General features: G+C 72.4%; 20 protein-coding genes. 11 read left to right on the top strand and 9 right to left on the bottom strand.

Features of this window, described 5'->3' with window-relative positions; genetic code table 11:
* Window positions 1-52 precede the first annotated feature (52 nt).
* From FJ657_RS11630 to FJ657_RS11600, 7 genes are all read right to left on the bottom strand, one after another.
* A complete protein-coding gene (locus tag FJ657_RS11630; RefSeq protein WP_141163771.1) occupies window positions 53-523 on the bottom strand; it encodes a hypothetical protein in 471 nt (156 codons plus the stop codon).
* A 72-nt stretch (window positions 524-595) separates the two neighbouring features.
* On the bottom strand, window positions 596-1354 hold the full coding sequence (locus FJ657_RS11625; protein WP_255447281.1) for a CDP-alcohol phosphatidyltransferase family protein: 759 nt from the start codon (window positions 1352-1354) through the stop codon (window positions 596-598).
* Window positions 1351-4809, bottom strand: coding sequence for a fibrinogen-like YCDxxxxGGGW domain-containing protein (locus FJ657_RS11620; RefSeq protein WP_141163770.1), 3459 nt, complete (start codon window positions 4807-4809; stop codon window positions 1351-1353). The genes FJ657_RS11625 and FJ657_RS11620 overlap by 4 nt, the downstream gene beginning before the upstream one ends.
* An 11-nt stretch (window positions 4810-4820) precedes the next feature.
* Window positions 4821-5519, bottom strand: coding sequence for a hypothetical protein (locus tag FJ657_RS11615; protein WP_141163769.1), 699 nt, complete (start codon window positions 5517-5519; stop codon window positions 4821-4823).
* A gap of 212 nt (window positions 5520-5731) precedes the next feature.
* A complete protein-coding gene (locus FJ657_RS11610; protein WP_181408946.1) occupies window positions 5732-7234 on the bottom strand; it encodes a flippase in 1503 nt (500 codons plus the stop codon).
* On the bottom strand, window positions 7231-8016 hold the full coding sequence (locus FJ657_RS11605) for a WecB/TagA/CpsF family glycosyltransferase (RefSeq protein WP_255447280.1): 786 nt from the start codon (window positions 8014-8016) through the stop codon (window positions 7231-7233). The genes FJ657_RS11610 and FJ657_RS11605 overlap by 4 nt, the downstream gene beginning before the upstream one ends.
* 2 nt (window positions 8017-8018) lie before the next feature.
* Window positions 8019-9698 carry a hypothetical protein gene (locus FJ657_RS11600; protein ID WP_141163766.1) on the bottom strand — a complete coding sequence of 560 codons (1680 nt, stop codon included), beginning with the start codon at window positions 9696-9698 and terminating at the stop codon, window positions 8019-8021.
* A gap of 252 nt (window positions 9699-9950) precedes the next feature.
* Here FJ657_RS11600 and FJ657_RS11595 point away from each other — a divergent pair, with 252 nt between their 5' ends.
* From FJ657_RS11595 to FJ657_RS11560, 8 genes are all read left to right on the top strand, one after another.
* Window positions 9951-11324, top strand: coding sequence for an O-antigen ligase family protein (locus FJ657_RS11595; protein WP_141163765.1), 1374 nt, complete (start codon window positions 9951-9953; stop codon window positions 11322-11324).
* Window positions 11321-12304 (top strand): glycosyltransferase family 2 protein, encoded by a 984-nt coding sequence (locus FJ657_RS11590; protein ID WP_141163764.1) that lies wholly within the window; start codon window positions 11321-11323, stop codon window positions 12302-12304. The genes FJ657_RS11595 and FJ657_RS11590 overlap by 4 nt, the downstream gene beginning before the upstream one ends.
* 43 nt (window positions 12305-12347) lie before the next feature.
* Window positions 12348-13268 (top strand): glycosyltransferase family 2 protein, encoded by a 921-nt coding sequence (locus FJ657_RS11585; RefSeq protein WP_141163763.1) that lies wholly within the window; start codon window positions 12348-12350, stop codon window positions 13266-13268.
* Window positions 13255-13791 (top strand): serine acetyltransferase, encoded by a 537-nt coding sequence (locus tag FJ657_RS11580; RefSeq protein ID WP_141163762.1) that lies wholly within the window; start codon window positions 13255-13257, stop codon window positions 13789-13791. Before FJ657_RS11585 ends, FJ657_RS11580 begins: the two co-directional genes overlap by 14 nt.
* 31 nt (window positions 13792-13822) lie before the next feature.
* On the top strand, window positions 13823-14416 hold the full coding sequence (locus FJ657_RS11575) for a CDP-alcohol phosphatidyltransferase family protein (RefSeq protein ID WP_369407407.1): 594 nt from the start codon (window positions 13823-13825) through the stop codon (window positions 14414-14416).
* A gap of 14 nt (window positions 14417-14430) precedes the next feature.
* Window positions 14431-14919 (top strand): FHA domain-containing protein, encoded by a 489-nt coding sequence (locus tag FJ657_RS11570; protein WP_141163760.1) that lies wholly within the window; start codon window positions 14431-14433, stop codon window positions 14917-14919.
* Window positions 14919-15620, top strand: coding sequence for a transcriptional regulator FtsR (gene ftsR / locus FJ657_RS11565; RefSeq protein WP_141163759.1), 702 nt, complete (start codon window positions 14919-14921; stop codon window positions 15618-15620). The genes FJ657_RS11570 and ftsR overlap by 1 nt, the downstream gene beginning before the upstream one ends.
* A 142-nt stretch (window positions 15621-15762) precedes the next feature.
* Window positions 15763-16317 carry a MerR family transcriptional regulator gene (locus FJ657_RS11560; RefSeq protein ID WP_141163758.1) on the top strand — a complete coding sequence of 185 codons (555 nt, stop codon included), beginning with the start codon at window positions 15763-15765 and terminating at the stop codon, window positions 16315-16317.
* Window positions 16318-16471: 154 nt separating this feature from the next.
* Here FJ657_RS11560 and FJ657_RS11555 read toward each other — a convergent pair whose 3' ends face one another.
* Window positions 16472-17272 carry a ParA family protein gene (locus tag FJ657_RS11555; RefSeq protein WP_141163757.1) on the bottom strand — a complete coding sequence of 267 codons (801 nt, stop codon included), beginning with the start codon at window positions 17270-17272 and terminating at the stop codon, window positions 16472-16474.
* 113 nt (window positions 17273-17385) lie between these two features.
* On the opposite strand from FJ657_RS11555, the gene FJ657_RS11550 reads away from it, so the two are divergent.
* Genes FJ657_RS11550 through FJ657_RS11540 form a run of 3 tightly spaced genes read left to right on the top strand, consistent with a single transcriptional unit; the run spans window position 17386 to window position 22808 of the window.
* Window positions 17386-20787, top strand: a complete 3402-nt coding sequence (locus FJ657_RS11550; RefSeq protein WP_141163756.1) for a pyruvate carboxylase — start codon at window positions 17386-17388, stop codon at window positions 20785-20787.
* Between the two features lie 45 nt (window positions 20788-20832).
* Complete coding sequence (locus tag FJ657_RS11545; protein WP_255447278.1) at window positions 20833-22314, top strand: MinD/ParA family ATP-binding protein; 1482 nt, start codon at window positions 20833-20835, stop codon at window positions 22312-22314.
* Window positions 22311-22808 carry a peptide deformylase gene (locus FJ657_RS11540; RefSeq protein WP_141163755.1) on the top strand — a complete coding sequence of 166 codons (498 nt, stop codon included), beginning with the start codon at window positions 22311-22313 and terminating at the stop codon, window positions 22806-22808. Before FJ657_RS11545 ends, FJ657_RS11540 begins: the two co-directional genes overlap by 4 nt.
* Before the next feature lie 89 nt (window positions 22809-22897).
* On the opposite strand, the gene FJ657_RS11535 is transcribed toward FJ657_RS11540, so the two are convergent.
* A complete protein-coding gene (locus FJ657_RS11535; protein ID WP_141163754.1) occupies window positions 22898-24724 on the bottom strand; it encodes an AMP-dependent synthetase/ligase in 1827 nt (608 codons plus the stop codon).
* Window positions 24725-24819: the final 95 nt, after the last annotated feature.

Raw genomic sequence — 24819 nt, 5'->3', positions numbered from 1 at the left:
GGCCGGCCGAGCGCGGCCGAGCTGATCGCGCCGGGGCCGATCGCGATCCCGCTCAGGCGGTCTGCGTCTCCAGCTGAGCGGCCTCCTCGGCCAGCGACGCCCTCCAGGCCACGAGGCGACGCACGGTGTCGTCCTCGTCATCGGCCAGCTTCTGCATCACGTCGTCGGGCACGAAGTAGTTGACGGCGACCCAGCCGCGCACGGTCGCCGACTCGTCGTCGGCGAGGTCGCGCAGCACGTCGCAGGGGGTGGTCTCGTTGCGGGCCAGCACGGCGCGCACGCTCGCGTCGGGATCCTTCTTGAGCTTCTCGATCACGTCGGCGGGCGTGTGGTAGCTCGACGCGACGCTCTCGCGGATCTTGCCCACCGGGCTCTCGGCGAGCACGCGCAGCCGGCGGATCTTGCTCTCGGTGACCGGGGGAGCGGGGTGCTCGTCCGCGATCTCCTCGGCGGTCTTCATGCTCGGCGCCATCCGGGCGAGCTGGGCGCGCTGGGCCGGGGTGTTGAAGCGGATGCACGACATGCCCGTCACCCTACGCGCGCCCGGCCGTGACGCGCCGGAGCCCACGGCGGATGTCGCGCCGCGACCGTCCCGTCAGCTCGACAGCGCGCGCAGCCGCCGGTGCTTGCGCACCATCGACGCGGCCGTGTGCACGAGGTTGACGGCGAGCAGCAGTCCGTAGCCGGCCAGGAACAGGGGCGTCCACGCCCAGAGCGCGAACACCCAGCAGAGCGCGCCCATGTCGGTCGGCAGCAGCGCGATCGACCGCAGCGCGCCGCCGCGGGTCGGGATCCCGGCGTCGGCGCCGAGCCCCCGCGCGAGCTGCTCGGCGAGGATCTGGCTCATGAACTGCCCCACCGCGAGCACCGTGTAGACGATCGGCAGCCACAGCCACCCGCTGCCGATCTCGCTGTGCCGCCACAGGGCGACGAGCACGGCGAGGTGGATGGCGGGCGTCCGGATCGCGTCGACCACGTGATCCAGCCATTCCCCCGCGGGCCCGCCCGTGCGCGACAGCCGGGCGAGCTGTCCGTCCGCCGAGTCGAAGACGTAGCCGAGCGCGAGCAGGAGCGCGGCGAGCACACCGCTCCACACCGTGATCGGAGCGAGGATGAGCACCGCGAGCCCGGCGGCGGAGAGCGCCGCCGAGGCGATCGTCACGGCGTCGGCGCTGGCCCCGATCACGTACCCGAGGGCGGCGACGATGCGCGCGGCACGTCGGTTGATCCAGCGCGTGTAGGCGGGCACGCCGCCCCCGGGCTTCTGCGCCGAGCCGAGCGCCGCGAGGGCGTCGCCGAGACTGCGGGCGGGCGCCGCGCCGGCGCCGGCGACGATCGTGATGGGCGCCGTCACTTCACGACCACTCCCAGGTCGAAGCTCACGCTTGGCGATGAGCGGTAGTTCGAGACGACCTGCACGGCGATCGTATTCCGTCCGCTCGTGACGAGGTTCGCGGGAACGTCGAACACGACGGGGCTCGCGACCGCGGCGGCGGTCGACGGCGCGCTGTTCGCGTAGGTGTTGTGCCCGATCGCGCCGGCGATGAGGTTCGACCTGCCGATCTCGGTGCCGTTGAGGAAGACGATGATCCCGTCGTCCGCGCGGGTCGTGACCGTGAGGCCGTTCGGCACGGTCGCGCCGGCGGCGAGGTCGAAGCCGCCGCGGAAGTACAGCGAGCTCGGCTTCGGCGTGGCGGTCGTGGTCACCGGCGTCACGATCGAGGTGCTCCCCCAGCCGACCGGTGCGGCGCCGGTCGCCCAGCTGCTCGCGTCGAAGGCGGGCGTGCGCCAGTCGGTCGCGGGCGCGTCGACCGGGTAGCTGTAGGCCCAGCTCGATCCGGGTGCGACGAGCACCGTGCCGGCCGCGAGCGCGCCGCCCGGGTCGGTCGGGGTGGTCGGCCCGCCGGGGTCGACGGGATCCACCGGGTCCGGCACGTCGACCGGCGTGGTGCCGCCGGTGGTCGCGGTCGCGGTGAGCTCGAAGCTGGTGTTCGGCGTCGAGCGGTAGTTCGCGTGCACCTCCGCGGCGATCACGTTCGCGCCGTTCACGAACGCGCTCGCCGGCACCGTGACGGTCAGCGGCGCGGCGGTGGCCGCCGCCGTCGACGGAGCGGCGTTGGCGTAGGTGCCCACGCCGACCGCGCCCGCGTCGATGTCCTTGCGGGCGACCTCGACCCCGTTGACGTAGACCACGATCCCGTCGTCGGCTCGCGTGGTGAGCGAGACCGAGCTGAGTCCGCTCGTGCTCACATTCACCGATTTGCGGTAGTACGCCGTGAGCGGCTTCGGCGTCACCGAGGTCGTCACGGTCGTGGCGATGGATGCGGTGCCCCAGCCGAGCGGGGCCGTGCCGCTCGACCAGCCGGCGGTGTCGCCGGCGGGGGTGTTCCAGCCGGCCGGAGCCGCCTCGCCGTCGTACTTGTACGACCACGTGGAGCCCGCCGTGATGATGTTCGGGTTGCCGACCGGGTCGACCGGGGGCGGTGTCGACCCGATCTTCGCGGCCGGGGTGCTGGCCGAGATGTTGCCGGCGGCGTCGGCGGCCCGCACGAAGTACTTCGTGGCCGCGGGCGCGTCAGGCAGCGTGATCGAGGTGGTGGTCGTCGTCGCGACGACGCGGTCGTTGCGCAGCACCTGATAGGTCACGGCGCCGGAGGCGTCGGTCGAGCCGCCCCAGCTGAGCCCCACCTGCGATCCCACGGCGGTCACGGCGAGACTCGACGGGGTGGTCGGCGGCGTCGCATCCCGCTTCGGGTAGCGGATGAACCCTCCCGACCACTGCCGCGTCGTCGACGCGCGCTCGGAGTAGCTGTAGTCGCCTCCCGCCCAGAGCATCCCCGTCGAGTCGACGAAGAGGCTCCAGCCGCCCGCGCCGTAGAGGGTGCTCAGCGTCGGGCTGAACGACTTCTGGTAGGCGCCCGACGCGGCGTTCCACGCGGCGACCGAGTTGATCTTCTGCGCGGCCGACCACGAGGTGCCGATGTTCGGCCACGTCGTGCCGCCGATGTACTGGGTCTGGAAGCAGTGGCAGCTGCCGTAGACGGTGGTGCCGTCGGTCGCGATCGACTGGAAGTCGCCGCCGGCGTTGCCGACGGAGGTCGTCAACAGGTTGAGTGACGGCCGCCCGTAGCTGAAGAGCGAGTGCTCCGAGCCGCCGAGCCAGACGGTGTCGCCGACCTCCTTGACGGCCTGCTGGTAGTTGACGTCGCTCGAGTAGGTCGGGGTCCACCCCAGCGAGCCGGCGTCGGTGGTGTTGAGCGCCGCCGCCTTGAGCGTCGCCGAGGTCTTCGACGTGCTGAAGAAGCCGGCGTAGTAGACGCGGTCACCGCGCGGCGAGGCGTCGAGCGCCATCACCTTGCCGTTGAACTCGGGGTTCCAGCTCGCATCGGGGGTGCCGTCGCCGACCTTGAAGCGAGCGCCGAGCTTGGTGTAGACCTCCGAGGTCTGCGTGCCGCCGGTCGTGTGGGTGAAGACGCCGCCGACGTAGAGCCAGCCGTCCTGCACGTCCATCGCGCGCACCGCCGGCACGTTGTTCTGCCGGTCGATGATGCGGCCGGTCCAGCTCGCGTCCGTCGCGCCGGTCGTCGGATCGATCACGGCGAGGCCCGCCTTGGGCTGCCCGTTGAGCGTCGTGAAGTTGCCGCCGATCGCGATCCGACCGTCAGGCAGGGCCGCGATGCCCTTCACCTGGTTGTTCAGCTGCGGACGGAAGGCCGTCTTCAGCTCTCCGGTCGCCCGGTCGAACGCGGCCAGGTAGGGCTGCGCGACGGCGCTGCCGCCGGAGGAGGTCTTCTGCACAGTCGTGAAGTTGCCGCCCACGTAGACGACCCCGTTCGACTCGGCGAAGGCGCCGACCTGCACATTGCCCTCGACGCTCTGCGGCGCGGCGCCGAGTCCCGCGACGCCCCAGTTGGTCGGCAGGGCGAAGCTCGAGGCGACGGGAGCGACCGTGGTCGCCGCGCTGCCGCCGTCGGGGATCGCCGTGTAGAGGGTCGTGCTCGTGGTCTTCGGCCGCAGGAACACCTGGGTGAAGCCGCGCGCGTAGCCGGACGACGCATCCTTCGACCACAGCCAGCTGTCGGCCGCGGTCGACCCGGTCACGCTCGAGCCGAAGCCGAATCCGTCGGTCCAGCCTTGCGGCGAGCTGTTGTTGGTCTCGACGCGGTTCAGACCGCTGCCCGAGCCGAAGGCCGCGGTCTGCCCGCCGGTGCCGCTCGACGTGCCGATCTTCCAGGTCTTCACGCGCTGCTGGCTGTTGAACCACCACGACCAGTCGTCGCGCGGCGAGGCGAAGGTGAACCGGCTCTCCTGGAAGCTCGTGCCCGCCACGTTCGTCGCGCGGCGCAGGCGCACGCCGTCGGCGAGGTCGCTCACCTTGCCGCCGCCGAGCAGCGCCTCGATCGTGGCCGACGACAGCTGGCGCGCGTCGAAGGCGGCCTGGCCGGTGACGGGTTCGCGCACCTGCGCGCTGGTGCCCCGGCCCTCGTCAGTCGTTCCCCAGCTCTCGCGGCCGCGGCCGATGAGCAGCCAGCCGCCGCCGTCGGTCGTCTGGTCGCAGTAGAAGCGGTCGGCGGCGCCGAGCTGCGGGGTCCACAGCCAGTAGACGCCGTCGACCGAGGCGGGATCGCCCTGCTTGATCTCCCAGCAGGAGGCCGCGGCGGTGAGCTCGCTCTTGCCATCGGGCACCGGGATGGGCGCCTCCGCGAGCGCGGGCAACGGCGCGAGGGCGCCCGCCGCGAGGGCGCCGCCGAGCAGGGCGATCACGCCGAGCCGGATGCGGCCGCGTGCGGTGAGGGGGGAGTGCGACATGTCGGGTCCGCCTAGCACTGGGGGTTGTCGGGGTAGGTGCGGTCGGCGACCAGCCAGCGGCCGCCGATGTCGAGCAGGGTGAAGTCGCTGAGGGAGCGCGGCGTCACGGTGGGGTCGGTGGGGATGGGCGTTCCGGCCGAGTCGAGCGTCTGCACCTGCGCGACGTCGACGCAGGCGCGCACGACGACCTGCGCGGGCGACGCCGTGAGGTCGCTGCTCAGCACGGCGCTGGAGACGATCTGGGGGCTGCCGGTGCGGGTCCATCCGAAGGCGGCGAGCTCCTGCTGGTCGTTCGCGAACTCCTCGAGCAGGGCCCCGGTCATGATCGCGTCGACCCGGTCGGTGCCGGTGTCGGGGGCTGCGGCGCCCTTCGCGCCTGCGCTGACGAGGTCGGCGAGCACCGCATCCACGTCGGGGGCGGTCGCCGGGCCCGTCGGGGCTGCGCTCGCCGAAGCCGACGGCGCGGTGGAGGACTTCGGTGATGCGGATGCTGGTGACCCGGCTGTCGAGGAGCCGCCTCCCCGCGCGGAGGTCAGCGCGGTCACTCCGCCGACGGCGAGCGCGAGGGCCGCGCCGCCGCCGAGCAGCGAGAGCGCGATCGTGCGCAGACGGCGGCGAGGGGATGCGGCGCTCGCCGTGGCGCCGGGGCGCGGGGGCTGCGCTGCCGGGCGCTCGGCGGGGTCGACCGGGGGAGTCGGGTCTTCGGACATGGGTGCTCCATGCCTCGACGACAAGCGCCGCGGCCTGGGCGGGGCTGCGGTGGTGCGGGATGTCGGGGAGGCGTCCTGCGATTCGGGGGCGATGCAGTGTGCGACGGGGCGGCGTGGAGCTCGCCGGCACCCGGGATGTGGGGTGCGGGGATGCTAGCACGCGAGATCCGCTCGCGAACAGGCCTGGAACGAGCGTTCCGGGGCAGCCCGGATCAGCCCTGTCGGCGGAACGCGGCGACGAGTTCGTCGAGCTGGTGCCGGCGCCCGTCGACGCGCGCCCAGACGAGCAGCGCGACCCCGCCTATCAGCACGGAGAGCGCGAGGGAGAACGGCGTCGCGCCGAGGGCGACACGCAGTGCACCGCCGGGGATGCCGACGAGTGCGAGGGGCACGGCCAGCGCGCCGAGCACATGGCCGAGATGGGGGCGGATGCCGAGCAGCAGCCGCACTTGCAGGCTCGCCAGCACGGCGTCGAGCAGCATCGCCCCGGCCCAGGCGATCGCGGAGCCGGTGATGCCGAGCAGCGGCACGAGCAGCAGGTTCGCGGCGACGTTGAGCGCGAGCACGACCGCCTTGTTGGCGGCGGCCCAGCCGCTGCGCCCGCTCATGAGCAGCAGCGAGTGCACGTTGCCGGCCAGGAAGGTCACGATCGCGCCGGCGCAGAGCACCGCGAGCGCCGGAGCGGCGTCGTCGAAGTCGTCGCCGAACCAGGTCAGCACGAGGGGGCCGAAGATCGCGAGCACGATGTAGACGGGCGAGCTGAACACCACGAGCCAGCCGGCGGCGGTGCGGTAGAGCGCCTGCGTCTCGGCGCGGCGGCCTTCGTGCAGCAGGGCGCTGAAGCGCGGCGAGACGACGACGCGCAGCGCCGTGTCGATGATCAGGCCGGCGGCGATGAGCCGGCTCGCGGCGCCGTAGTCGCCGGCGGCCGCCGATCCGGCGAGCAGCCCGACCAGCAGCACGTCGAGCCAGAGCAGGCCCTGCTCGAGCACGGCCGAGAGCGTGCGCGGCGCGGCGTAGCCGAGGCTCTGCCGCGCGAGCGCCCGGTCCGGCAGCCATCCGCTCGCCGGTCTGAGCCGGCCGACGCGCCACAGCAGCGCCGCGACGGCCACGACTGCCACGACGATGAGCGGAACGGCCCACGCCAGTCCCAGCGCGAGCGGGGTGGCGACGAGCACCGCGGCCGCGAGCAGCGCGATGACCCGCACGACCGGGAGCGCGACGCTGCCGATCACGACGTACCCGCGCAGCCCGCCCAGCCCCCGCAGCGCGGCGAGGGCGACGAGCGCGACGCAGCCGAACGGCAGCGCGACGGCCGAGAGGCGCAGCAGGGTCGCATCCACGGGGATGCCGACGCGAGGCAGCAGCACCGCGACGACGAGCCCGGCCACGAGGCCTCCGGCGAGGGCAACTGCGAGCTGCAGCAGCACGGCGGGTCGCACGTGTGCCGGATCCGCCTCGAGCCGGGGGAGCAGCCAGACCCCGACGGAGTCCATGCCGAGTCGGCCGAAGCTCAGGGCGATCGTCAGCACGGCGACCAGCTGCAGCACCTGCCCGGCGCCGTCGTCGCCGAGCGTGCGGGTGATCACGATCGTCGCAGCGAAGCCGAGGCCGGCGCTCACCGCCGATCCGACGAAGCTCAGCGCCCCGCCGCGGGCCAGGCGGCGACGGTCGGCGGCGCCGTCGTCGGCCGAGGTCGTCGCCGCGGCCGTCACGACCCGCCGCCGACGGCCGGCTCGCCGCGACCACGGCGGCCGGCGCGCAGCAGCTGCCGGCCGAGTCGGAGCACGAACGCCGGGTTGCCGATCAGATAGCGGCGCGCCAGCCGGCGCGGCTCGATCACGAGGCGCCACAGCCATTCCAGGCCGGCCCGGATCATCCACGCCGGCGCGCGACGATGCTCGCCGGCGAGCCAGTCGAACAGGCCGCCGCAGCTGAGCACCGCGGGCACCGCCAGCCGGTCGCGATGCTCGGCGATCCAGTGCTGCTGGGCGGGATCCCCGAGCCCGACGAGCAGGATGCCGGGGGCGAAGTCGTCGATGCGCGCGAGCAGGCGGGGCAGGTCGTCGGCGCCGAGGTACCCGTCGTGCTGGGCGGTCACCAGTCCGGGGTTCTCGCGGCGCAGGCGCTCGGCCGCACGGTCGGCGACGCCGGGTCGACCGCCGAACAGGAAGACCCGCACGCCGTTCGCCGCCGCGCGGGCGGCGACCGGATGCACGATGTCGGTCGTCGCGAGCCGCGCGGGTACGGGATGCCCGAGCAGCCGGGCGGCGCCGACCACCGACTGGCCGTCGGCGTAGCAGAGCTCGGCGTCGTCGAGTCGCCGACGGAAGCTCCCGTCGCGCCAGGCGAGATTGCAGACGTTCGCGTTGACGCCGACGGCGACGTGCGTGCCGCCGTCGCGGATCCAGTCGTCGATCGTGTCGAGCAGCTCGATCTCGGTGACGGCGTCGACCGGCGCGCCGACGACCCGGGCGCGGCGGGGCCGCAGGCGCATCGTCATCCCTCGGGCAGCGGCGTGCGCAGGGCGAGCGCGTCAGCCAGCTCGGGCGGCGTGCCCGCGGTCTCCTCCGGCGGCCGGGTGCGGCGTCGACGCGGTCGCGGAGCCGCGGTGGATCCGGCACGCGGAGGCTCGGTGCGCCGCACCCGGTGCGGCTCGACCGGCGCGGGCGCGGCGTCGTCGCCGCGGTCGGCCGGCTGGCGCCGACCGGGCACGAGCACCGATCCGATGATCTCGGCGCCGAGCGACTCGAAGCCGGCGCGGTCGCGCGCGAGCGTCGCACGGTCGGTTCCGCCGAGCGCGACGACGCCGATCACGGCGCCCGTCGCGCGAGCCGCGGCGAGGCGCGTCGCGAGCGGCGCGGCGGCCGGCAGCACGAGCAGCACGAGCTCGTCGTCGCGGCAGCGCGCCACCTCGTCGAGCAGTTCGCGGGTCAGGACCGGATCGGGGTCGCCGAGCCGCGGCGTCCGTTCGGTCGTGATCAGACGCAGCTCGGGCAGCTCGGCCGGCGTCCACACGCTCAGGGTGTCGTCGCGGCTGAGCAGGAGCAGCCCCAGTTCGGCGCGCAGCCGCTCGAGCCGTGTCTCGTCGGCGCCGGGCAGCAGCAGCCGCACGGGGCGCCCGGTCTGGGCGAGGGCGATGCCGAGGTTGATCGGCACCGCGCTCGCCTCGCCGGTGACCGTGTCGTCGACGACCGCGATCGATCCGAGGGCGGCCGGGAACCGCGCGAGGATCTGCTCGCGTGCGGTACGCACGAGCTCGGCGTCGGGGCCGTCGGCGGGGATGCCGTCCGCTCGGCCGACGAGGCGGGCCAGCGTCGGCGCACCGGTCACGCGGGTGACGTCGTCGGCGGTGCGCACGCGGCGATCGATCCGCTGCGCGGCGAACGCCGCGACGAGACCGATCACGAGGCCGGCGAGCAGTCCGGTGGCGAGCACGAGCGGTTTGCTCGGCGCCGACGAGATCGGGTTGCTGCCCGCCGAGGTGAGCACCGATCCGCCGGAGGTGTCGATCAGCTGCAGCGAGTTGCGCTGACTCAGCAGGCTGTCGACCTCGATCGTGATCAGCTGCCGGTCGCTGGCCGCCTGGTTCGCGGCGCTGCTGCCGTCCGCGGCGGCCGCGGCGCGGGCGTCCACCTCGGTCAGCGAGTCCCGCAGCTCGTCGAGACGCGCATCCACCTGGTCGACGACGGCTTTGCGTCGCTCGACGGCCTGGTCGGCGCGGTAGTCGAGGTAGGCGGCGGCGATCGCGTCGGCGCGTTCCCGTGCCACGGCGGCGTCGGAGGCCGTGAAGCTGATGCGGATGACGGTGGCCTGGGCGACGAGCTCGGCCGAGGTGCCGTCGCGCAGCTGATCGGGCGTCACGTCGCCCAGCCGTTTCGCCGCCGCGTCGGCGACGGCGTACGAGCGGGCGATCTGCACCTCCGTCGGGCCGTCGAGCAGACCGGCGGCGGAGCGCTGGGCGTTGAACGGGTCGGCCGAGATGACGTTGAGGTTCAGGTCGGTGCGCGCGGTCTCCTGGGTGCCGAGCAGCAGCACGCCGCCGCCGACGAGCAGGCCGGCGAGCCCGGCTGCGGCCACGACGATCCAGCGCTGCCGGACGACGCGCAGGTAGTCGCCGAGCAGCGGCGGCGCAGGCGAGGGGGAAGGTGCGGGGAGGTTCTCGGGCGAAGCGGACACGGTGGTCCTCCATCACGGCCGGGGCGGGTGCCGACGGGGGAATCGGGTGGAGCCGGACTGCGCTCCGCTGGGCGACGGAGCTGCGCTCGGCGGGGCGGCCGAGCGCGTGAGGTCTCGACAGCATAGACCCGTCGATGCTTGCGGTGGGAGCGTAAGCGAGGGATTCTTAGCCGCATGGCGTCCCCCCGAACGCCGGTCTCCCGACCTGCTCGATCGTCCCGCTCGCCCCGGCGGGACCCTGATCGCGCCCTCATGCCGTCAGCGGAATACATCGCTCCGCGTCGCGTCGGCGCCGCGCTGCTCGAGCTGCCGCGGTGGCCCTTCGCGGCCGTGTTCCTCGGCTATCCGCTCTGGTGGCTGCTCGGAGTGGGCGATCTGATCTTCGTCGCGGCGGCCGTCGTGATGGCGCTGCACCTCGCCCGTCGCGGGCGCCTCGAGGTGCCGCGCGGATTCGGGCTGTGGCTGCTGTTCCTGGCGTGGATGCTGGCCTCGGTCATCGGCATCGACAGCGGCGGCCGGCTGGTCGGCTTCGTCTACCGGGCGGCCCTGTACCTCGCCGCGACTGTGCTGCTCCTCTACGTCTACAACGCGCGCGCCGGTCTCGACCGGCGCTACGTCTCCGGCGTGCTGACCGTGTTCTGGGTCGTGGTCGTCGCCGGGGGCTGGCTCGGCGTGCTGTTCCCGCTGCTGTCGATCACGACGCCGATGGCGTGGATCATCCCCGACGCGCTGCGCTCGAACGAGGTCGTGCAGGAGATGGTCGTGCGCCGGGTGACGCAGTGGGATCCGACCTCCGTGCTGCAGCTCGACCCGCGCCCGAGCGCGCCGTTCCTCTATACGAACGTCTGGGGAAACGTCTACTCGATGCTGCTGCCGGTCGTGATCGCGTATCTCGTGACGGTGCGGCGCACGCGACGGTTCTGGCTCGTGCTGGCGCTCATCCCGCTCTCCTTCGTCCCGGCGTTCCTCACGCTGAACCGCGGCATGTTCATCGGGCTCGGCGTGGCGGCTGCCTACATCGCTCTGCGGGCCGCGCTGCGGCGGCAGTGGAAGGTGCTCGGCGGGCTCGCGGCTCTGGCGGTCGTCGTCGGGATCGTCTTCGCGGCGCTGCCGGTGTCCGAGCGGCTGACCGAGAGGCTCGACACGAGCAGCACGACCGAGGATCGCGCGAACCTCTACCAGGAGACCTTTGAGCGCTCGCTCGCCTCGCCCGTGTTCGGCTACGGCGCCCCGCGCCCCTCCGAGACCGACGGCGCCCCGTCGGCGGGCACCCAGGGGCAGATCTGGAACGTGCTGTTCTCGCACGGGTTCCCGGCGGCCGCGCTCTTCCTCGCCTGGCTCGTGTTCCTCGCGTGGCGCACCCGGCACGCCCGCGGCGCCGTCGGCGTGGCGGGCCACGCCATCCTCGTCGTGCTCGCGGTCGAGGTGCTCTACTACGGGGTGCTCGTCACCGGTCTGGCCATCGGCTTCCTCGTCGCCGCCCTGCTGCTGAGGCCCGAGCACGCCGCTCCCACAGCGGTCGCCGGGCATCGCACCGCGGTCGTGCGGGGCATCCCTGAACTCCGCAACCCCCGCTTCCGCAGCCTCCGCCGCGCGCGCGGCATTCCCCGAGGAGTCGCCCCATGAGCCCGTCGTCCCCGTCGTCCCCGTCGTCCCCGTCCTCAACGTCGTCCCCGTCGCTCGGCTCCCCGGCTGACGACTCCGGAGTCAGCGTCGTCATCGCGACCCGCGGCCGGCCCGAGCTGCTGCGCTCGGCCGTGCGGGCCGCCTTCGCCCAGCAGCACAGCGGACCGGTCGAGGTCGTCGTGGTCTTCGACCAGGTGGCCGTCGACCCCCTCGACGACGTCGAGGTGCCGGCCGGCCGCGCCCTCCGCACGATCGTCAACGCGCGCACACCCGGGCTCGCGGGCGGACGCAACACCGGCGTCGCGGCCGCGGTGCATCCCCTGATCGCCTTCTGCGATGACGACGACGAGTGGATGCCGACGCGCCTGACGCGCCAGCTCGCGGCCTGGTCCGACGACCCGGCGGCGGTCATGCTCGCGACCGGCATCCGCATCCGCACCGCCGAGAGCGACATCGACCGCGTGCCGCCGGCCCGCGCGGACTTCGACGACTTCCTGCGCTCGCGCATCACCGAGATCCACCCCTCGAGCTTCCTGATCCGCCGCGCCGACCTGGAGGGTCGCGTCGGCCCGGTCGATGAAGACCTGCCGGCCTCCTACGGGGAGGACTACGACCTGCTGCTGCGGGCCGCGCGGGCCGGGCATGTGCTCAGCGTCCCCGAGCCGCTCGTGCTCGTGCGCTGGAACCGCGCCTCCTTCTTCTCGGAGAAGTGGGAGGGCATCGCGGCCGGGCTCAGCTACCTGCTGCGCAAGCATCCGGAGTTCGCCCGCGATCCCCGCGGCGCCGCCCGCATCGAGGGGCAGATCGCCTTCGCGCACGCGGCGCTGCGCGAGCGGCCCGCCGCACGGGCCTGGGCGCGCCGGGCGATCCGCCACGACCGCCGCCAGCTGCGCGCCTGGGCCGCGCTGCTCGTCGCGCTGCGCCTGCTGCCGGCGGGAGCGCTCGTGCGCGCCGTCAACCGCCGCGGGCGGGGACTCTGATGTGCGGGCGTCCGATCCCGCGACGATCCGGGGGAGCGGCGCGATGCCCCGGCTGACGGTGCTGCTGCCCGTGCACGACGGTGCGGCCACGATCGGCGCGGCCGTGCGCTCGACGCTGCGCGCTCTGCCGCGCGACGCCGAGCTGCGCGTGCTCGACGATGCCAGCGGCGACGCCACGGCCCGCGTCGTCGAGGGCATCGCGGATGCGCGGCTCCGGCTCGACCGCAGCGCCCGGCCGCTGGGCGTCGCGGCGGGCCTCAACCGACTGCTCGCGGCGAGCGACAGCGAGCTCGTCGCGCGGATGGACGCTGACGACCTGACCCTCCCCGGCCGGTTCGCCCGCCAGGTCCGTGCCCTGCGCCGGCATCGGGCCGACCTGCTGTTCGGCACGGTCGTCCAGTTCTCCTCGGGCGGCCGGCGGATCCGCCCGACGGCGCCGACGGGCGTCTCGGCCGCGGCCTTCCCGCTGCACCTGCTGCTCACGAATCCCGTCGCGCATCCGACCCTCGTCGCCCGCCGTGCCGTGCTCGACGAGCTCGGCGGATACGCGAGCGTGCCGAGCGAGGACTATGAGCTCTGGCTGCGCGCGGCAGCTCGGGGGCACCGGCTCGTGCGCGACGGCGCGCCCGCGATCGCCTACCGGGTGCACCCGGCGCAGGTCACAGCGTCCTCGGGCTGGCGGCGCGCCTCGTGGACCGACCCCGCGACCGCGGGCGCCTTCGACCGGCTCGCGCGCGACCGACTGGGTCGCGGCGCGCGACGGCTCAACCTGCTCGCGATCGACGAGGCCCTCGACGACGCCGGCTTCGCGACCGAGCTCGACGACTTCGCCCGCGCGGTCACGACGGCGGCCGACCGTCTCGGCCGGGTGGAGGCGGGGCGGGTGCGCGCGCTGCTCGCCCGCCGCCTCGACGCGGTGCGCGCGCTGCGCCGGCAGGAGAGGCGCAGCCATGAACCGGCGTGAGCATCGCGAGATCGTGCGGCGAGATCGCGCGGCGAATCGCGGCTACCTCAAGAGCCGTGTCGTGCTGCGCGGGCTGCGGCGCGCGCAGCTCTGGCGCAGCCGCCGCGGTCCGCTCGGCCGGCTCGGCTATCTGGTGAGCGCGAGCGTCTACAAGCTGGTGGCCGAATGGATGCTCGGGGTCGAGATCCCGCCGAGCACCCGGGTCGGTGCGGGGCTGCGTCTGCGCCACGGCATCGGCATCGTGGTGAATCCCGCGTCGGTGATCGGCGAGGGCGTGATGATCCGGCAGGGCGTGACCATCGGCAACCGCCGCCGCGACGACGACTGCCCGCGCATCGGCGACCGGGTCGAGATCGGCGCCGGCGCCGTCATCGTCGGCGACATCGAGATCGGGGCGGGCGCCCGCATCGGCCCGGGCGCGGTCGTCGTCGTCGACGTGCCCCCCGGCGCGACGGTGTTCCTCGGCGGAACCGAGGTGCGGCCGCCGCGGGAGCCGGACCGGACGGCCGGAGCGGATGACTAGACTCGTCGCGACAGGGGGCCAGGTGACGAGCGTGAGCACGCGGATCGTGACGATCCCGAACATCCTCAGCTTCCTGCGTCTCCTCCTCATCCCGCTCTTCCTGATCCTGGTGATCGCGGGCGAGTACGCGTGGGCGGTCGTGACGATCGCGGTGTCGAGCCTGACCGACTTCGCCGACGGCTACATCGCGCGCCGCTTCGGCCAGGTCACGCGTCTCGGTCAGCTGCTCGATCCGCTCGCCGATCGTCTGTTCATCCTGTCGACGCTCGTCGGAATCGCGATCGCCGGCATCGTGCCGCTGTGGTTCCTCGCGATCGTCGTCGCGCGGGATGTGCTGCTGATCGGCATCGGGATCGCCCTCGCGAACGTCGGCCATGGCCCGCTGCCGGTGCACCACCTCGGCAAGATGGGCACCTTCTGTCTGCTGTTCGCGTTCCCGGTGCTCATGCTGGGCGCCGCCTTCCCCGAGGCCGTCGGCGTGACCGCGGCGCTGGGCTGGGCGGCGGCGATCTGGGGTGCGTTCCTGTACTGGTGGGCGGGTCTGCTGTACCTGCGCCAGGCCCTCGTTCTGGTGCGGGGATCGCGGGTGGCGTCACCGGCGTCGTCGGATAGGCTGGATCGCTAGAAGAGGAGGTCGCGATGGTCGACGGACAGCAGGGAGCTCAGCCCCACGAGAACGCGGGCGAGAGCTCTCCGGCAGCCCGAGCGGACACCACCGCCCACTTCGCCGAGGACTTCAAGGCCCAGCTGGCCGCCCTCGAGAAGGGCATCTCGCTCGACGAGCAGGAGGCCATCCAGGCGCTGCCCTCGGGTTCGGCCCTGCTCATCGTGCGTCGTGGCCCGAACGTCGGCTCGCGGTTCCTGCTCGACGGCGACGTGACCACGGTCGGCCGCCACCCCGAGTCGGACATCTTCCTCGACGACGTGACCGTGTCGCGTCGACACGCGGAGTTCCTCCGGGTCGGCACGGCGTTCCAGGTGCGCGACCTCGGCTCGATGAACGGCACCTACTTCGACAGCGTGCGCATCGAGCAGGCTCTGCTCACCGACGGCGCCGAGGTTCAGGTCGGCAAGTTCCGCCTCACCTTCTACGCTTCGCGCCTCGACCTCGCGGCGGCGTCGCGCTAGTGCCCGCGTCCTCCGCGACCCCGGCTCGTCAGCCGGGGAGCTCGCCCCAACTCAGCATCGGCCAGGTGCTCGCGCGGCTCAGCCCCGAGTTCCCCGATCTCAGCCCGTCGAAGCTGCGCTTCCTCGAGGAGCGTCAGCTGGTCTCGCCGGCGCGCACCGCGTCGGGGTACCGCAAGTTCTCGCAGGCCGACGTCGATCGGCTGCGCTTCGTGCTGTCGATGCAGCGCGATCACTACCTGCCGCTCAAGGTCATCCGGGGCTACCTGGAGGAGATGGATGCGGGCCGCGAGCCGGTGCTGCCGAGCGGTGTGCCGGTGTCGGCGCCGTCGATGCTCGCCGCCGAGCGTCGACTCAGCCGCGAGGAGCTGATCCGCGAGGCGGGTGCGACGACGCTGCTGCTGCAGGATGCCGTCAGCGCCTCGCTGATCGTCGCCGCCGACACCTACGGCGAGGATGCGCTCACGGTGCTCAAGTCGCTCGTCGAACTGCAGCGTTCGGGCATCGAGCCCCGCCACCTGCGCGGTTTCCGTGCCGCGGCGGAGCGCGAGCTGGGGCTGATCGAGAGCGCGCTGATCCCGGTCGCGCGCCGCAAGGACGCGTCGAGCCGGGCGAAGGCGGCGGAGCTGGCGCGCGAGATCGCGGGGCAGCTCGAGGTGGTGCGCTCGAGCCTCATCCGCTCGGCGCTGTCGCGGCTGCAGTAGCTCGGCGGGGCGTCGCGAAGAACTTTCCGCGACACGCCGCCCGCTCGAGCGGAATGTCGTTGCCCGAGCGTTCCTGGGTGGGTACCGTGAGAGCACGACGAACCTGAACGTTCAGGTTCAACTTGAGGGTTAGGAACGGGCGATGAGCGAAGCCAGTCGGAACGAGGGTCCGCGCTACGACCTCGGCCTCCTCTTCACCGACGGGCTTCCCGAGCTCGATGACGCCGCCGGCTACCGCGGCGCCGTCGCTGCCCGCGCCGCCGGCATCTCCTACCGCCAGCTCGACTACTGGGCGCGCACGCAGCTCGTCGAGCCCACGGTGCGCGGCGCCGCCGGCTCCGGCTCGCAGCGCCTCTACGGCTTCCGCGACATCCTCGTGCTCAAGCTCGTCAAGCGCCTGCTCGACACCGGCATCTCGCTGCAGCAGATCCGCGTCGCGGTCAACCAGCTGCGCGAGGCGGGCGTCAGCGACCTCGCCCAGACCACGCTCATGAGCGACGGCGCGAGCGTCTACCTCTGCACCTCCGACGATGAGGTCATCGACCTGGTCAGCCAGGGGCAGGGCGTCTTCGGCATCGCCGTCGGCAAGGTGCTGCGCGAGGTCGAGACCAGCCTGGTCGAGCTCGACTCGGCCGCGGCCGAAGACCCGCAGGACGAGCTCGCCGCCCGTCGCGGTCGCAAGGCCCAGGCGTCCTGACGCCCGACTGATCACCTGACCGCGGCGACCGCCCCGCGGTACGGGCGCGACGACGGCACTGGCGCGAAGACGGCACTGGCACGAAGAACGTGGCGGATGCCGAGCATCCGCCTCGTCGTCGTCTCCGGCCCAGCCTCGTGCCGGGCCATTCGGTCTAGGCCGGCGTCTGCGACAGCTTCGCCGTGCGCATCACGCGATCCAGCAGCACGTCGAAGTGGTGCGCCATCTCCTGCGCGCTCTCGCCGGGCCACACGTGCAGCGGCTTCGCGGCGCCCTGCGCCTGCTGCAGCGAGGTGCGCTCCGGCAGCTGCGGGTTCAGCACCAGCGGGCCGAACATGTCGCGCAGCTCCTTGATGCGGAACTGGTGCTCGAGCGACTGCACGCGCGCGCGGTTCACGACGATGCCGAGCGGCTGCAGGCGGGGCGAGAGGCCGCGGCGGATCTCCTCGATCGCGCGCAGCGCGCGGTCGGCGGCGGCGACCGAGAACAGGCCGGGCTCCGTGACGACCGCGACGCGATCAGAGGCGGCCCAGGCCGTGCGGGTCAGCGCATTGAGAGACGGCGCGCAGTCGATGAGCACGAGGTCGTACTCGCTCTCGACGTGCGCGAGCGCCTCCTCGAGCTTCCAGATGTCGCGGATCGACGGGTGCGGGCCGTCGAAGTTGATCGCCGAGGGCGACCCGATCAGCACGTCGATCGTGCCCTGACGGCCGCGGGTCCAGCCCGAGGGCGAGATGGCGGAGCGGACGATCTTCTCTTTCGGCGAGGCGAGGACGTCGGCCACATTCAGATGCCCGGCGACCGCCACATCCATGCCCGTCGAGACGTCCGACTGCGGGTCGAGATCGACCACCAGCGTCGAGACGCCCTTCGCGAAGGCGGCGGAGGCGAGACCGAGCGTCACCGTGGTCTTTCCCACGCCCCCCTTCAGGGAGCTGACGCTGAGTACGTGCACGAGAACCAACTTATCGGTCTGGATCTGAAAGAACACAAAACCATAACGTCCGTGCGTGGTCTCGAGGGGCGCGAGCACTGAATAAGGTGGACCCAGGCATCGGAGAGGATCGAATGTTCAGCAAAATCCTGGTCGCCAACCGCGGTGAGATCGCGATCCGCGCATTCCGCGCGGCCTACGAGCTCGGTGCGAAGACCGTCGCCGTGTACCCGTGGGAGGATCGCAACTCCGCCCACCGCCTCAAGGCCGATGAGTCGTACCTCATCGGCGAGAAGGGCCACCCGGTCCGCGCCTATCTCGACGTGAACGAGATCATCCGCGTCGCGAAGCTCTCCGGAGCCGACGCGATCTACCCCGGATACGGCTTCCTCTCCGAGAACCCCGACCTCGCCCAGGCGGCGGCGGATGCGGGCATCACCTTCATCGGCCCGCCGAGCCGCGTGCTCGAGATGGCCGGCAACAAGGTCACCGCGAAGCAGCACGCGATCGAGGCCGGCGTGCCGGTGCTCGACTCGAGCCCGGCGACGACCGACATCGAGCTGCTGCTGAGCGAGGCCGACCGCATCGGCTTCCCCGTCTTCGCGAAGGCCGTCGCCGGCGGCGGCGGACGCGGCATGCGCCGCGTCGAGCGCCGGGAGGACCTGCGCGAGGCGCTCGAAGCCGCCATGCGGGAGGCCGACAGCGCCTTCGGCGACCCGACCATGTTCCTCGAGCAGGCCGTGCTGCGCCCGCGCCACATCGAGGTGCAGATCCTGGCCGACGGCCACGGCAACACGATGCACCTGTTCGAGCGCGACTGCTCGATCCAGCGCCGCAACCAGAAGGTCGTCGAGATCGCGCCCGCGCCGAACCTCGACCAGTCGATCCGCGACGCGCTCTACCGCGACGCCGTCGCCTTCGCCGAGTCGATCGGCTACGTCAACGCCGGAACGGTCGAATTCCTGCTCGACACCGTCGGCGACCGTGCGGGCCAGCACGTGTTCATCGAGATGAACCCGCGCATCCAGGTCGAGCACACCGTGACCGAGGAGGTCACCGACGTCGACCTCGTGCAGTCGCAGATGCGCATCGCCGCGGGGGAGTCGCTCGGCGACCTCGGCCTGTCGCAGGAGACCGTGCAGCTGCACGGCGCCGCGATCCAGACCCGCATCACGACCGAGGACCCGGCGGCGGGCTTCCGCCCCGACACCGGCAAGATCACGAACTACCGCTCGCCCGGCGGCGCCGGCATCCGCCTCGACGGCGGAACCGTGCAGACGGGCGCGCAGATCAGCCCGCACTTCGACTCGATGCTCGCCAAGATGACGGCGCGCGGCCGCGACTTCTCGGCCGCCGTCGCCCGATCGAAGCGCGGCCTCGCCGAGTTCCGCATCCGCGGCGTCTCCACGAACATCCCCTTCGTGCAGGGCGTGCTCGATGACCCGGCGTTCGCGAAGGGCGACCTCAGCACCCTGTTCATCGAGGAGCGCCCCGAGCTGCTCGCCGGCCGCCCCTCGCGTGACCGCGGCACCAAGGTGCTCAACTGGCTCGCCGACGTGACCGTCAACCAGCCCAACGGCGAGGGCGCGCACCTCGTCGCCCCGGCCGAGAAGCTGCCGCGCCTCGACCTGACGACCGAGCCGCCGGCGGGATCCCGCCAGCGTCTGCTCGAGCTCGGGCCGCAGGGCTTCGCGAAGGCCCTGCGCGAGCAGAAGGCCCTCGCGGTCACCGACACGACGTTCCGCGACGCCCACCAGTCGCTGCTCGCGACCCGCGTGCGCACGCAGGACCTCGTGCAGGTGCTGCCCTACGTCGCCCGCTCGACGCCGCAGCTGCTCTCGGTCGAGGCCTGGGGCGGGGCGACCTACGACGTCGCGCTGCGCTTCCTCGGCGAAGACCCCTGGGAGCGACTGGATGCGCTGCGCACCGCACTGCCGAACGTCGCGATCCAGATGCTTCTCCGCGGCCGCAACACGGTCGGGTACACGCCGTACCCGACGGAGGTGACCGACGCCTTCGTGGCCGAGGCTGCGGCGAGCGGCATCGACATCTTCCGCATCTTCGACGCGCTCAACGACGTCGACCAGATGCGTCCGGCGATCGACGCGGTGCTCGCGACCGGCTCGACCGTGGCCGAGGTCGCCCTCTGCTACACGGGCGACCTGCTCGACCCCGACGAGAAGCTGTACACGCTCGACTACTACCTGAAGCTCGCCGAGCGGATCGTGGATGCGGGCGCGCACATCCTCGCGATCAAGGACATGGCGGGCCTGCTGCGCGCTGGCGCCGCCGAGAAGCTCGTCGGCGCCCTGCGCAGCGAGTTCGACCTGCCGGTGCACGTGCACACGCACGACACGGCGGGCGGCCAGCTCGCGACCCTGCTCGCGGCCAGCAACGCCGGCGCCGACGCGGTCGACGCCGCCAGCGCGCCGATGTCGGGCACCACGAGCCAGCCCTCGCTGTCGGCCCTCGTCGCCGCGACGGCCCACACCGACCGCGACACCGGCATCTCGCTCAAGGCCGTCAGCGACCTCGAGCCGTACTGGGAGGCCGTGCGCAGCGCGTACAAGCCCTTCGAGTCCGGTCTGCCCGGCCCCACCGGCCGCGTGTACAAGCACGAGATCCCCGGCGGTCAGCTCTCGAACCTGCGCCAGCAGGCGATCGCGCTCGGCCTGGCCGAGCACTTCGAGAAGATCGAGGACTACTACGCGGCCGCCAGCGAGATGCTCGGCCGCCCGCCGAAGGTCACGCCCTCGTCGAAGGTCGTCGGCGACCTCGCGCTCGCGCTCGTCGCGGCCGACGCCGACCCGAAGGACTTCGCCGAGAACCCGTCGAAGTACGACATCCCCGACTCGGTCATCGGCTTCATGGCCGGTGAGCTCGGCGACCTGCCCGGTGGATGGCCGGAGCCGCTGCGCTCGAAGGTGCTGGCGGGCCGCGAGGTCAAGATCGGAGTCACGCCGCTCGAGGGCGGCGACCTGGCGGTGCTGAAGGGCGACTCGGCCGGACGCCGTGCGCGTCTCAACCACCTGCTGTTCCCGGCGCCGACCCGGCAGTTCGATCAGCTGCGCGAGCTCTTCGACGACCTCTCGGTCATCGACACGATCGACTACCTCTACGGCCTCAAGCCGGGTGTCGAGCACGTCGTCGAGATCGAGCAGGGCGTGCGTCTGCTGATCGGCCTCGAGGCGATCGGCGAGGCCGACGACAAGGGCATGCGCACCGTGATGACGACCCTGAACGGTCAGCTGCGCCCGGTCTACGTGCGCGACCGCGGCATCAAGGTCGAGACGGTCAGCGCCGAGAAGGCCGACAGCTCGAAGCCGGGTCAGGTGGCCGCGCCGTTCTCGGGCGTCGTCACGCTGAAGGTCGCCGAGGGCGACTCGGTCGAGCCCGGCCAGGCGGTCGCGACCATCGAGGCCATGAAGATGGAGGCGGCGATCACCTCGCCCGTCGGCGGCACCGTGCGTCGTCTGGCGATCCCGACGACCCAGCAGGTCGACGCCGGCGATCTGCTCGTCGTCGTCGAGGGCTGATCCCGCGCCCTACACTGGGGTCCGCGCAGGGAGAGGAGGCGTTCCATGAGCGCAGATCGTTCCCCGCGCGACCCCGGTGAGGGAGTCGAGCCCGAGGGCGACGCCGTGGCTGACACGGCCGCGGTGAGGCCGACCGTCGACCGTCCCGCGGCCCCGACCGACGAGCCCGACGAGATCGAGTACGTCGGCGACCTCATCGAAGACCGCGACCTCACCCTGCACCTGCCGGCGAGTCTGACCATGCCGGTCGACCTGATCGCCGATCCGTCGGCGACGCCGGCGTCCGCGGCGGTGTCGTCCGCGGCGCGCCCGTCGGCGGTCGATGCAGCGTCTCCGGCGCAGGCCTCCGTCACCGACGGCACCGCGTCCGACATCGCGCCGGCTGTGATCGAGACCGCCGACGGCGCGATCGTGTCCGCCTCGCGCGCGACTCCCGCGCCGGCGCGGCTCGGCACGACCTCGGTCGAGATCGTCACGCCCCGCATCGTCGCGGAGACCCCGGAGCAGCCCGAGGTCGTCCCGCTGCCCGAGAGCTTCTCCGGCACGCGGCGCGAGCGTCTGCGCGGTGAGCCCTCGCGCGCTCCGGAGCCGGCATCCATGCTCACTGCCGAGCGGCTGCTCGACCCGAGGGGATCGCGGCGCATCCGCCCCGAGGGATTCTGGCAGCGGCTGCTCTTCGAGGTCACCTTCCACCTCGTCAACGTCGGCGACTCGGCGGAGGTGCGCGAGCGCAAAGCGCTCGAGGCGCGGATCGCCCGAGCCTTCGAGGGCGGCACCCGCTTCGTGCCCGTGCTGACCCGCAAGGGCGGCGTCGGCAAGACGACCGTGACGACGCTGCTCGGCATGGCCCTGGCCGACGTGCGCGACGACCGCGTGATCGCGATCGACGCGAATCCCGACCGCGGCACGCTCTCCGAGCGGGTTCCGAAGCGCACCCGCTCGACCGTGCGCGACCTCGTCAACCACGCTCCGTCGATCACGGACTACGGCCAGCTCTCGAGCCACGTCTCGCGCGACGAGACCCGCCTCGACGTGCTCGCCAGCGACACCGATCCGATGCTCTCCGAGGCCTTCGACGAAGATGACTACAACGTCGTCGCCGACCTCGTGGCCCGCTACTACTCGATCGCCCTGACCGACTGCGGCACCGGGATCGTGCACTCGGTCATGCGCGCGACCCTGCAGCGCGCCGATTCCGTCGTGATCGTCTCCGGCGGCAGCGTGGATGAGGCGCGCCTCGCCAGCGAGACCCTGACCTGGCTCGAAGCCAACGGCTACGGCGCCCTCGTGCGCAACGCGATCGTCGCGCTCAACACGGGCACGCAGGCCACGAACCTGGTCAAGCTCGAGGAGATCGAGGCGCACTTCCGCTCGCGTGTGCGGGAGATCGTGCGCATCCCCTACGACCCCGAGCTCGCGGCCGGCTCGGTCGTGCGCTTCCGTGACCTCAAGCCCTTCACCCGCGAATCGGCCCGCCACCTGGCGGCGCTGGTCGTGGACGGCCTCCCGACCCAGCGAGAGAGATGACCGAACGACAGATCCGCCTCTTCGGCGACCCCGTGCTCCGCTCCGTCTCCGACCCGGTGCGCGTCGGCGCGCCCGGCAACGAGCAGCTCGTCGACGACCTCATCGAGACGGTGCAGATCCCCGGCCGAGCCGGCCTCGCCGCCCCGCAGATCGGCGTCGGCCTGCGCGCCTTCAGCTGGAACGTGGACGGTGACATCGGCTACGTGCTGAACCCCGTGCTCGAGGTCTGGGGCGAGCCCGAGATCGTCGACGAGGGCTGCCTCTCGGTTCCCGGCTTCTATTTCCCGCGCCGCCGCTACCCGCACGCTCGGGTGACCGGAATCGACCTCGCCGGCGAGGAGATCGTGATCGAGGGCGATGGCGTCATGGCGCAGGCCCTGCAGCACGAGACCGACCACCTCGACGGCAAGCTCTACATCGAGGGGCTCGACCCCGAGGTGAAGCGCGAGGCGATGCGCGAGGTGCGCCAGGCCGACTGGTTCCGCGCAGCCTGAGCGACGCGATCCGTTCACGCGAAGGGCGCCCCGGCTGATCGGCCGAGGCGCCCTTCGCGTTCGTCGACGGGGCGACGGAGGCTTCGCGCTCAGTGCGCGAGCGACACGCCGCGCGTCTCCGTCGTCGTGGAGTACAGCTCGGCGATCTCCTGCTGGAAGTCCTTGAGGATGACCTGGCGCTTGATGCTGAGCTTCGGCGTGAGGTGCCCGCTCGCCTCGGTGAACTCGGTCGGCAGGATCACGAACTTGCGGATCGACTCGGCGCGCGAGACCCGGGTGTTGGCCGCATCCACCGCCTTCTGCACCTCGGCGATCACCTTGGGGTTCTTCGCCGCCTCGGTGAGCGGCATGTCGGCCGCCTCGCCCGCGTTGTTGAGCCAGACCGGCAGCATCTCGGCATCGAGGGTGACGAGCGCGGAGATGAAGGGGCGCTGGTCGCCGACGACGACGACCTGGCCGACGAGCGGGTTGGCGCGGATCGGGTCCTCGAGCGCGGCCGGCGCGACGTTCTTGCCGCCGGCGGTGACGATGATCTCCTTCGTGCGGCCGGTGATCGTCAGGTAGCCGTCGTCGTCGAGGGTGCCGATGTCGCCGGTCTTGAACCAGCCGTCGTCGAAGGCCGCGGCCGTGGCCTCGGGGTTGTTCCAGTACTCCTTGAAGACGTCGACGCCCTTGATCTGGATCTCGCCGTCGGCCGCGATGCGGATGCCGACGCCGGGCAGAGCCGGTCCGACGGTGCCGATCTTGAACTTGTCCGGCAGGTTGACGCTCGCCGGCGCGGTCGTCTCGGTGAGCCCGTAGCCCTCGAGGATGCGCACGTCGAGGCTGCGGAAGAAATGGCCGAGCCGGATGCCGAGCGGGGCCGAGCCCGAGATCGCGTAGCGCACGTTGCCGCCCATCGCGTCCTTGAGCTTGCCGTAGACGAGCTTGTCGTAGAGGGCGAACTTGAGCTTCAGCCCCAGGGGCACCCGCCCGGCGTCGAGAGCCTGCGAGTGCTGCACGGCCACATCCGCCGCGGCTCGGAAGATCTTGCCCTTGCCGCCGGCCTCGGCCTTCTGCTCGGCCGAGTTGTAGACCTTCTCGAACACGCGCGGCACCGCGAGCAGGAACGTCGGCTTGAAGCTGCCGAGCGACGGCAGCAGCTGCTTCGTGTCGGCCTGGTGGCCGACCTTCACGCCGACGTAGACGCTCAGCACCGAGATGAAGCGGGCGAAGACGTGCGCCGTCGTGATGAACAGCAGGGTGGAGGCGCCCACCTTGGCGACGTCGGCGAGGCCGAGCGCGGAGTTGCGGCTGAGCTCGACGAAATTCGAGTGCGTGAGCACGCAGCCCTTGGGGGTGCCGGTCGAGCCCGAGGTGTAGATGAGGGTCGCGAGGTCGTCGCCGCGGGCGGCCGAGCGGCGCTCCTCGAGCTGCTCGTCGGTCACTCCCGTGCCGCCGGCGCGCAGCTTGTCGAGAGCGCCGAGCCCGAGCTGCCACACGCGCGTGATGTCGGGCAGCTCGGCCTGCACCTCGTCGAAGCGGGTGAAGTGCTCCGCCGTCTCGACGATGATCGCGGTCGCACCCGAGTCGGCGAGGGCGAAGCGGATCTGCGCGGGCGAGCTGGTCTCGTAGATCGGCACGAGCACGGCGCCGGCGAACCAGGTCGCGAAGTCGATGAGCGTCCACTCGTACTTCGTCGTGCAGATGAAGCCGATCTTCTCGCCGGGCTGAATGCCCGCCCCGATGAGCCCCTTCGCGAGCTCGACGACCTGCGCGTGGAACTCGCGCGTCGTGATGTCGCTCCAGCCGCCCTCGGCGGTCGGCACGGCGAACAGCACGCTGTCCGGCGTCTCGCGCAGGCGGTGCAGCAGCAGATCCGTGGTGTTGAGCTCGGGGTCTGCTTCGACCAGAGGGGGCACGATCGTCTCGTTCACGACATCTCCTTCGACACCGTTCGGGAAAAGTGAGCTCATGCTACCTGCGCGCCTGGGGAGCATCCTGGAGCCCGGCCGGTCCTAGACTCGGTGCT

Source organism: Schumannella soli (genome assembly GCF_006517435.1).
Taxonomy (GTDB): domain Bacteria; phylum Actinomycetota; class Actinomycetes; order Actinomycetales; family Microbacteriaceae; genus Schumannella; species Schumannella soli.
Note: the sequence above shows the minus strand (reverse complement) of the source record. Positions and strands in the feature narration are given on the sequence as shown.

What these genes read in the sequence shown, in the direction of transcription:
- FJ657_RS11615 (WP_141163769.1), bottom strand. Translation starts at nt 5,519, where the DNA reads ATGTCCGAAGACCCGACTCCCCCGGTCGACCCCGCCGAGCGCCCGGCA.
- FJ657_RS11630 (WP_141163771.1), bottom strand. Translation starts at nt 523, where the DNA reads ATGTCGTGCATCCGCTTCAACACCCCGGCCCAGCGCGCCCAGCTCGCC.
- FJ657_RS11605 (WP_255447280.1), bottom strand. Translation starts at nt 8,016, where the DNA reads ATGCGCCTGCGGCCCCGCCGCGCCCGGGTCGTCGGCGCGCCGGTCGAC.
- FJ657_RS11585 (WP_141163763.1), top strand. Translation starts at nt 12,348, where the DNA reads ATGCCCCGGCTGACGGTGCTGCTGCCCGTGCACGACGGTGCGGCCACG.
- FJ657_RS11570 (WP_141163760.1), top strand. Translation starts at nt 14,431, where the DNA reads ATGGTCGACGGACAGCAGGGAGCTCAGCCCCACGAGAACGCGGGCGAG.
- FJ657_RS11540 (WP_141163755.1), top strand. Translation starts at nt 22,311, where the DNA reads ATGACCGAACGACAGATCCGCCTCTTCGGCGACCCCGTGCTCCGCTCC.
- FJ657_RS11620 (WP_141163770.1), bottom strand. Translation starts at nt 4,809, where the DNA reads ATGTCGCACTCCCCCCTCACCGCACGCGGCCGCATCCGGCTCGGCGTG.
- FJ657_RS11550 (WP_141163756.1), top strand. Translation starts at nt 17,386, where the DNA reads ATGTTCAGCAAAATCCTGGTCGCCAACCGCGGTGAGATCGCGATCCGC.
- FJ657_RS11560 (WP_141163758.1), top strand. Translation starts at nt 15,763, where the DNA reads ATGAGCGAAGCCAGTCGGAACGAGGGTCCGCGCTACGACCTCGGCCTC.
- FJ657_RS11545 (WP_255447278.1), top strand. Translation starts at nt 20,833, where the DNA reads ATGAGCGCAGATCGTTCCCCGCGCGACCCCGGTGAGGGAGTCGAGCCC.
- FJ657_RS11580 (WP_141163762.1), top strand. Translation starts at nt 13,255, where the DNA reads ATGAACCGGCGTGAGCATCGCGAGATCGTGCGGCGAGATCGCGCGGCG.
- FJ657_RS11595 (WP_141163765.1), top strand. Translation starts at nt 9,951, where the DNA reads ATGCCGTCAGCGGAATACATCGCTCCGCGTCGCGTCGGCGCCGCGCTG.
- FJ657_RS11590 (WP_141163764.1), top strand. Translation starts at nt 11,321, where the DNA reads ATGAGCCCGTCGTCCCCGTCGTCCCCGTCGTCCCCGTCCTCAACGTCG.